Consider the following 8,081-nt stretch of genomic DNA (forward strand, 5'->3'; position numbering starts at 1 on the left):
TCGGCCGCAGGCCTTGCCCCGCCCGGGGGCAGGGCAGGGGCTGAAGCACCCCGCCCCCTCCCCGCCGGTAGCCGGAGGCTCAGCGCACCCGGTGCAGGAACTCCGTCAGTGTCCGCGTCACCGTGTTGTGGGCCGGGGCCGCGAACAGCGGGTCCAGGTGGTTCATGGCCTCGTCGGACTCGTAGGCCGCGTACGGGATGCGGGACTCGGCGACGACCCGGCGGGCGCCGTCGAGAACGGTGCCGTGGGAGTAGCTGGTGCCGAAGGCGTACAGCGGGGTGTCGAGGGCGGCGGCGTGCCACAGCCGCAGGCCGAGGGAGCGGGCGAGCTCCGTGTCGGCGTAGACGTCGGCGACGTCCAGGTCCACCGACAGCCGGGCCGGCCAGTACCACTCCCAGACGCCGGGCATCGGACCCGCGTACGCCTCCGCGACCCGCCCGATGGGCGTGATCCCCTCGTCGACCCACCCGCGTACACCGCCACCGCTCTCGCTCTCGGTCGCGATACGGCCGGAGTGGACGCTGATGTCGTTCGGCCAGCCGAACCCGGCGTCGACGAGGGTGCCCAGCAGCGCGGCGTTCGTGATCGGATACGGCGTCCGGAAGGCGTCCGGCAGCCGCTCCTGGAGCACGGAACGGCCCTGGGGGTCGTGGTGGGCGTACCACCCGGCGAGCTGGTACCAGATCTGGGTGCTCTCGGCCCGGCTGCCCAGTCCGACGCCGCTCAGGGTGAGGTCGAAGACCCGGCCGCCCTCGATCGCCGCGAGCCGCTGCCGTACCTCCTCCGGCGAGTCCTGCACGGGCGTCCCGTTCCCCTCGAACGCGCCGCGCACCCCGCCGTCGATGACGGCCAGCCCGGCCAGGTCCCGGTAACCGGCGCGCCCGTCGAAGTCCCAGGCGGCGTACGCCAGCGCGGTGGTCGCGCCCCAGGAGTGCCCGCCGAGCACCACGCGCCGCCGGCCGCCGTCGCGCGCGGCCAGCACCACCGTCCGCAGGTCCGCCAGGGTGAGCCCGAGGCCCCAGCCGCCGACGAAGGCGGACGCCGCCGGGTCCTGCGAGCGATACCGTCCGTCGAGGTAGTACGCCACCGGATCGGCGCCCGTGAACCCGCTGCGGTCGGTCAGGTTCTCCTCCCGCCGGTCCAGCGCCCACACCTGCACACCGGGCACCGCCGCGACCAGGTCCCGGGCCAGCAGCCGGAAGTCGTTCGCCGCCCCGAACATCCCGGGTACGAGAACGAGCACGGTGGCCGCGTCCCGGGGGCCCACCTTGAGGACATGCACCCGGTCGCTTCCGGCGGGTCCGCCCCCGGCGCCCACGGCGATCGGCACATACGGCTCCACGGCTCCACCGTACGCACCACCGCCGTACGCCTTGCCGCGTGTCGTCCCGCCGGCCGCACGCCCGGGCGCCCCGGTCGCGGCCCACGCGCTTCCGCCTCCGGCCACGGCGGCCAGTCCTCCGGCCAGCCCACTCAGTATCGTTCTGCGCGACGGACGGTACGTCATCTTCGGTCGTCTCCTAAGGAGTTGGGGGGGTGTACGACACTGCCCCAAGCTTCTCCCGCCCGACCTGCGGCCTTGTCGCCGGGGTGGGGCGCGGGACCGGCGATACCATCGGGGAGTGACACCGGGGAGCACTCCCCGCCTGCCGCGTGATCGCGGAGAACGAGGTTCGGGATGACCGTCGGCGGAGAACACACGACACCGCCGCCGAGGCAGCGGCAGCAGCAGCGGCGTGACGCGCGGCGGAACCGGGAGCTGCTGCTGGCGGCGGCCCACGAGGTGTTCACCGAGCAGGGCCTCGACGCACCGCTGGACGTGATCGCCCGCCGGGCCGGGATCGGCAACGCGACGCTCTACCGGCACTTCCCCACCCGCGCCGCCCTCATCGACGCCGTCTTCCACGACCAGCTCACCGGCACGATGGCCGTCGGCGAACAGGCCCGGAACGCCCCGGACGCCTGGTCCGGCCTGACCGAGTACCTCCGGGCGGTCTTCGCCACCCTGGCCGCCGACCGCGGCACCAACGACCTCATGACCACCCATGTGGAGGGCGTCGAGGTGCTGGAGGCGGTGCACGCGCACAACCGGCGGACGGTGGAGTCCCTGCTGGCGCGCGGCCGTGCCGAGGGCACCGTGCGCGCCGATGTCACCACCGAGGACGTCCTGTTCGCCCTCGCCGCCCTCGGCCGCGCCGTCCCCGCCCTGACCGACGCGACCACCCCCGACGCCTGGCACCGCCCCCTGGCCCTGTTCCTCGACGCCCTCCGCACCGCACCGCCGTCCCCCCTCCCCGGACCCGCCCTCACCGCCGACCGACTCGGCGACGTACTGCAGGGGTTGGGCCCGCATCGCGCATCCGGGGAGCGGGAGTGAGGACTGCCGGGAAGAGGGGAACGGACCTGCTTATGTGTCGTCGCCGTCGACGGTGATCGCGGCGGCCGGGCACACCGCCGCCGCCTCCCGGACGGCGGGGCGCAGGTCGGGGGCGGGTTCGGGGTCGAGGAGCACGACGATGCCGTCCTCGTCGCGCTGGTCGAACACCTCGGGGGCGAGCAGCACGCACTGACCGGCGCCGCAGCACTTCCCGTCGTCGACACGGACCTTCATGGCCGTTCCCTTCCTGCCTTCGTCCTGCTGCTGTTCGGTTCGTTCCGGCTCCTCCTCGTCGGTGTCACCACCGCACCGGAACCTCGCGCAGACCGCCGACGAGCAGCCCTTCCACCTTGCGCAACTCATCGGCGGGAACGGCGAGTTCGAGGGTGGGCAGCTTCCGGAGCAGGACTTCCAGGACGACCTGGAGCTCGGTGCGGGCGAGGGCCTGGCCGAGACAGGAGTGGGGGCCGGCGCCGAAGGTGATGTGGGGGTTGGGGCTGCGGGTGAGGTCCATGTGGTCGGCGCCGGCGAAGACCCGCTCGTCGCGGTTGGCGGAGGACATGGCGCAGAAGACCGTGGTGCCGCTGGGCAGCACCTCCCCGTCGACGTCGACGTCCTCGCTCAGATAGCGCCGGATGCCGAAGCCGCCGAGGTTGGCGTCGAAGCGCAGTACCTCCTCGACCGCCGTACGGATCAACGACGGGTCGGCGAGCAGCCGCTCCCAGTGGGTGCGGTCGGCCAGCAGCAGGGCGACCATCTTGCCGATCATGTTGGCGGTGGTCTCGTGGCCCGCGACCAGCAACCCCATGCCGGTGGCGACGAGTTCGGCGTTGGTGAGCCGTTCCTCCTCCGGGTGCTCCGCGCTCTCCACGATCAGCATGCTGAGGAGGTCGTCGCCCGGTTCGGCGCGCTTGGCCGCGACCAGGGCGCTCATGTACTCGGCGAACTCGGTGTGCGCGGCCCGGGTCTCCTCCTGGGTGAACCGGCTGACGTTGAGGAACGCGTCGGACCAGTGGGAGAAGCGGTCGCGGTCCTCGGCGGGGGCGCCGAGCAGCTCGCAGATGACGTAGACGGGGAGGGGGAAGCCGAGGGCGGCCTTGAGATCGCCGGGCACACCGCGTTCGACCATGGCGTCGACCAGGGCCTCGGCGGTCTCGGTCATACCGGGGCGCAGGGCGGCCATGCGTTTGGCGGTGAAGTACCGGCCGACCTGGCGGCGCCAGCGGAGATGGGGCTCGCCGTGCTCGGGGACGGCCAGCGCGTACTCGGGGTCGGCGTCGGCCGCGACGCCGCCCGCGCCGTCGGCGGAGATCCGCGCGGTGTCCTCCCCGGCGCGCGGACGGGCGAACCGGGGGTCGGCCAGCAACGCCCGCACATCGGCGTACCGGCTCACGTACTTCGCCCGGTCACCGCTCGGCAGCTCGACCGTCGCCACCGGACACCGCTCCCGCAGCCGCTCCCATTCGGCGGGCGGGTCCAGGGGGCCGGGTGTGGCCATGGGCAACCGTACGACGTGCTCACGCTCTTCGAGCTGACTCATTCGGCATCTCCTGGTGGGGGGAAGGAAGGGGGAGATGGAGCTGATGGAATTGCACGCTACACAGGGCGTGCATCATGCATCAACCGTGCACCATGCACTCTCCATGCATGGCGCAATCTCGACGTAAGGTGAGCAGGCCATGGACATGGGGCAGGCGTGAAGACGGGCGTAAGGAGGCAGTCGTGGATGCCAGAGAGGTGGGGGAGCGCATCGAGCGGGAGCTGATGATCCTGACGCGCAACCGCGACGTGTCGACGCCCCGCGGCGTCCGCGACGGCGGCGCCCTGGACCGCAGCGCCTACGTCCTGCTCAGCCGCCTGGAGGCCCAAGGGCCCATGTCCATCCCGGACTTCGTGGACGCCTTCGGCTTCGCCGCCTCCACCTTCACCCGGCAGACCTCGGCCCTCCTCCGCGAAGGCCTCGTCGAACGCACCCTCGACCCCGCCGGCGGCATCGCCCGCAAGTACCGCATCACCGACAAGGGCCTCGCCCGCCTCACCGAACAACGCGAGGTCTTCGTCACCGGCGTGGCCGACGTGATCGCCGACTGGCCCCCCGAGCGCCGGCAGCGCTTCATCGCCGACCTCCGGCAGTTCAACACCGACATCGAACGCATCAGCGGCCGAGCCTGGCCTCGGCCGGCTGAGCGGGGGGTCGAGGGGGAGCGGGGGGCCGGGGTCTGACATGCGAGAGCCCCCGCCCGCGGTGCCTCATGTGGAGGGCCGGGTGGGGGAAACGCAGTCGTGGCGGAGCGGTGGCCGTCAGGTCACGCAGATGACGCCCCCGAGCAGGCACAGGCCCGACGGGGAGGTGGCGTCCGAGGTGTCGGTCGAACCGTCCGACGCACCGGTGTCCGTGCCCGACCCGGTGTCCGTGCCCGTGCTGGTGTCGGTGCCCGTGTCCGTACCCGTACCCGTTCCCGTGCCGGAGTTGTCGTCCGTGGCCGGTGGCGTCGTCGCCTCGGTCGACGGGGTGTCGGCGGCGGTGTCCTCGGTGGTCGTGCCGTCGGAGGTGGTCGAGGAGCCGGTCCGGGACTGCTGGGTCGAGGGGATCGACCTGGTCGTCCGGGAGGAAGTCCCGCCGTTCCCGTGGGAGTCGGTGCCCTGTGCGGCGGACCGGTCGTACGGGAGGCCGGTCGAGGGGGACCGGGGGGCGGGGCTGTCCGAGTCCGACGAGCGGCGTACGTCGTCGGGGTGGGTCGACGGGGTACGGGTGCCCTGCGAGCCCTGTTCCTCCAGGCCGCCCAGGGTATCGGCGTCGGGCGCCGTGGCCGCCTGGGTGCGGTCGGTGGACTGGCGGTCCATGCCCATGACCGTCAGCCCACCGCCGACCAGCGCCACCGCCGTCGCGACCACGGCCCGACGCTGGTTCTTCTTCCAACGGGCGAGCTGACGGCGTCGCGCCGCCCGTCCCTGCGGCGCGGGCGGCACGCCGTCGAGGTCGTTCACATGGTCCACGTCGCCGTAGCCATCGGCATCGCCGTGGCCGTCGCCGGCGCTCTCGACCGCGACATCACCGGCGCCCGGCGTCCCGGCCTCCGTCAGGGCCAGGGCCCCGGCGTGCGCGGGCTCGATCACGCCGGTCGGCTCTGGCGCGAACTCGTCCAGCGGAGCGTGGCCGTCCGGCGGAAGATGACCGTCCATCGGGCCATGGCGGTCCAGCGGGGCGTGGCCGTCGTGCCACATGTCGTCCGGGGCCGCGTACTCCCAGGTCGCCGGTGTCGCCGTTGCGGCCGGGACGGTGGGGAGCATCAGTGAGCCGGTCGTCGTCCCGGTCTCCGCCGACCCCGTCGTCATCATGCCGGTCGGGGCTATGTCGGGCGCGTAGGCGCCGCAACCGGGGCAGACGAGGGCGCCGTTGAGATGTCGGCGACATGAGGAGCAGTAGTCCATCGAGGTCTTCCTGTGTTGGCACGCCGTCGACCCGCCGGGCCGCGGCCCGGTCACGTCACGTTCGCACGTGGGATCGAGCGGATCGAGCGGTCAGCAACGCTAACGAGCCATTCTCAGGGCTGTGTGCAGTCTGTGTGACGCTCCTGCGCGGATTCTCCGTGGACTTGGCGTCGACTTGATCAAGCCACGTTTCGGCATTCCCGTCCCAACAGGCAACCCACGCACGGGATTCACCTGTCTCACAGGGTGCTCACAGACCCGGCCGGGGCGTTCGTTCGTGGGCTGTCCAGTCCGATGCCACTGACCATGGCACTCGCAGACGAGGAACCGATGACCAGCCAAGCAAGTCATGCAAGTTCAGCCAGTACTCCCGAACACCGGGGTTCAGCCGGCACTCCCGAACCCCGCCGTCGGCTGAAGCGGCCGGCGCTCGCCGCCCTCGCGTCGCTGGCCGTGGTCGCCGCGGTGGCCGGGGCCGCTCCGGGCGCGGGGGCCGCCCCGGCTGCGAGCACCACGCCCGGGACACCGCAGCTCAAGCTGATCGCCGCCACCAACGCGGTGGTCCTCGACCGCTATGAGTGGAACGACGGCGTCCTCCTGGACCTGGGAACGTACATCACGGTGGACGGCGCTCCGCTGGAGTTCCAGGTGACGCGGAAGTCGTACAAGGACCCCATCGTCGCCAAGCAGATCCTCCGCGACGGGAAGAAGACGAAGACCAGGACCCTGCCGAAGGGGTTGGTGACCGACCACGGCGGCCTGCCCGGCTTCCTGGAGATCTCGATCAAGAACACCGCCGGTGACGAGGTCCTGAAGACCGAGAGCACGTTCTGCCCGAACAACGCCTCGGGCCGGATCCGCCCGGACGCCCCGTCGACCTCGCACTACCCGCAGAGCTGCTCCACGAACCCGTGGACGCTGGGCTCGGTGTGGGGCGTGGAGAAGGGCTGGGCGGTCAACACCACCCAGTTCCGGTACGACCAGACGGTGAACCTGCCGGTGGGCGAGTACACGGCCGAGGTGGGTGTGGCGAAGAAGTACCGCGATCTGTTCGGCATCCCCGACGAGCGGCCGACCGTCAAGGTGACGGTACGTCAGTACGAGGACGGCGAGGGCGGTGGCGGGGTGGGGCTCGCCACCACCAAGTCCTCCGCGCACCACGGCGGGCACGGCTCGGGGCACGCCGCCCAGCAGGACCCCTCCATGCCGCCCACGCACGGCTACGGCCCGCGCGGCGAGGACGTCCCGATGCCCCCCGCCCTCTCCCACGCCCTGGAGGACCGGGGCCGGGCGAGCCACCTCGGCGACGGCCCCGGCCACACCGACGGCTCCCGTATCGCGCCCGCGCTGAAGCCGGCCGCCAAGCGGCCCACGGGCAAGGCGGGCGCCCCGGCGAACGTGCCGAAGCCGGACCTGCGTTCACTGCCCGCCTGGGGCATCGCCGTCACCGACGGCGAGGACGGCGACGTACCCGGCAAGGACTACCTCGCCTTCAGCGCCAATGTGTGGAACGCCGGCCCCGCGCCCCTCGTCGTCGACGGCTTCCGCAAGCCGGGTGCGGATCTGATGGACTCGTACCAGTACTTCTACGACGCGTCCGGCAAGCAGGTCGGCTACGCCCCCGCCGGCACCATGGAGTGGGACCCGCGCGAGGGCCACGAGCACTGGCACTTCACCGACTTCGCCAGCTACCGCCTGCTCAGCGAGGACCAGACCAAGGAGGTGCGCTCCGGCAAGGAGGCGTTCTGCCTGGCCAACACCGACGCCATCGACTACACGGTGAAGAACGCCAACTGGCACCCGGAGAACACCGACCTGTCCACCGCCTGCGGTGAGGAGTCCGCCATCTCCGTACGCGAGGTCCTCGACGTCGGCTCCGGCGACACGTACACCCAGGAGCGCCCCGGCCAGTCCTTCGACATCACGGACCTGCCGAACGGCACGTACTACATCCAGGTCATCGCCAACCCCGCGAACCGTCTCCAGGAGGCCGACACCAGCAACAACGTCGCCCTCCGCAAGGTCGTCCTCGGCGGCACGCCGGGCGCCCGCACGGTCCAGGTCCCGCCGCACGACCTGATCGACGCGCCGTGACCGACCCCGGGTCGGACCGCGGGACGACAACACCATCCAGACCTTCGACGCACCGTTCACCCCGTCCCCCACGGACGCCATCACGCCGCACGGTCCAGGTGAGCTCCGGGAAGAAGTGACCGGCGCTCGCAGCACATGAGAGGGCCCCGCACGACACGTACGTCGTGCGGGGCCCTCG

Annotated in this window: 7 protein-coding genes; 3 read left to right on the forward strand and 4 right to left on the reverse strand. The window is 72.1% G+C overall.

The window, feature by feature from the left end:
• Positions 1-79: 79 nt before the first annotated feature.
• Positions 80-1,507 (reverse strand): alpha/beta hydrolase, encoded by a 1,428-nt coding sequence (locus STRIP9103_RS00005; RefSeq protein WP_048819424.1) that lies wholly within the window; start codon positions 1,505-1,507, stop codon positions 80-82.
• A gap of 171 nt (positions 1,508-1,678) precedes the next feature.
• Between STRIP9103_RS00005 and STRIP9103_RS00010 the strand changes: the two genes are divergently transcribed.
• The gene (locus tag STRIP9103_RS00010) at positions 1,679-2,377 is read left to right on the forward strand and encodes a TetR/AcrR family transcriptional regulator (RefSeq protein WP_009292874.1); all 699 of its coding nucleotides are present in this window, start codon (positions 1,679-1,681) and stop codon (positions 2,375-2,377) included.
• A gap of 30 nt (positions 2,378-2,407) precedes the next feature.
• Here the strand turns inward: STRIP9103_RS00010 and STRIP9103_RS00015 are convergent, their stop codons facing one another.
• Together STRIP9103_RS00015 and STRIP9103_RS00020 are read right to left on the reverse strand one after the other, a co-directional pair.
• Complete coding sequence (locus STRIP9103_RS00015; RefSeq protein ID WP_009292873.1) at positions 2,408-2,611, reverse strand: ferredoxin; 204 nt, start codon at positions 2,609-2,611, stop codon at positions 2,408-2,410.
• Between the two features lie 64 nt (positions 2,612-2,675).
• Positions 2,676-3,917 carry a cytochrome P450 gene (locus STRIP9103_RS00020; protein ID WP_009292883.1) on the reverse strand — a complete coding sequence of 414 codons (1,242 nt, stop codon included), beginning with the start codon at positions 3,915-3,917 and terminating at the stop codon, positions 2,676-2,678.
• Between the two features lie 182 nt (positions 3,918-4,099).
• Here STRIP9103_RS00020 and STRIP9103_RS00025 point away from each other — a divergent pair, with 182 nt between their 5' ends.
• Positions 4,100-4,600, forward strand: coding sequence for a MarR family winged helix-turn-helix transcriptional regulator (locus tag STRIP9103_RS00025; RefSeq protein ID WP_009292877.1), 501 nt, complete (start codon positions 4,100-4,102; stop codon positions 4,598-4,600).
• A gap of 78 nt (positions 4,601-4,678) precedes the next feature.
• Here STRIP9103_RS00025 and STRIP9103_RS00030 read toward each other — a convergent pair whose 3' ends face one another.
• A complete protein-coding gene (locus STRIP9103_RS00030) occupies positions 4,679-5,809 on the reverse strand; it encodes an SCO2400 family protein (protein ID WP_009292881.1) in 1,131 nt (376 codons plus the stop codon).
• 306 nt (positions 5,810-6,115) lie between these two features.
• Here STRIP9103_RS00030 and STRIP9103_RS00035 point away from each other — a divergent pair, with 306 nt between their 5' ends.
• Positions 6,116-7,903, forward strand: a complete 1,788-nt coding sequence (locus STRIP9103_RS00035) for a lysyl oxidase family protein (RefSeq protein ID WP_048819425.1) — start codon at positions 6,116-6,118, stop codon at positions 7,901-7,903.
• Positions 7,904-8,081: the final 178 nt, after the last annotated feature.

Source organism: Streptomyces ipomoeae 91-03 (assembly GCF_000317595.1).
Classification (GTDB): Bacteria; Actinomycetota; Actinomycetes; order Streptomycetales; family Streptomycetaceae; genus Streptomyces; species Streptomyces ipomoeae.

Coding starts and splice junctions, on each gene's coding strand:
- STRIP9103_RS00005 (WP_048819424.1), bottom strand. CDS start 1,507: ATGACGTACCGTCCGTCGCGCAGAACGATACTGAGTGGGCTGGCCGGA.
- STRIP9103_RS00010 (WP_009292874.1), top strand. CDS start 1,679: ATGACCGTCGGCGGAGAACACACGACACCGCCGCCGAGGCAGCGGCAG.
- STRIP9103_RS00015 (WP_009292873.1), bottom strand. CDS start 2,611: ATGAAGGTCCGTGTCGACGACGGGAAGTGCTGCGGCGCCGGTCAGTGC.
- STRIP9103_RS00020 (WP_009292883.1), bottom strand. CDS start 3,917: ATGAGTCAGCTCGAAGAGCGTGAGCACGTCGTACGGTTGCCCATGGCC.
- STRIP9103_RS00030 (WP_009292881.1), bottom strand. CDS start 5,809: ATGGACTACTGCTCCTCATGTCGCCGACATCTCAACGGCGCCCTCGTC.
- STRIP9103_RS00035 (WP_048819425.1), top strand. CDS start 6,116: ATGGCACTCGCAGACGAGGAACCGATGACCAGCCAAGCAAGTCATGCA.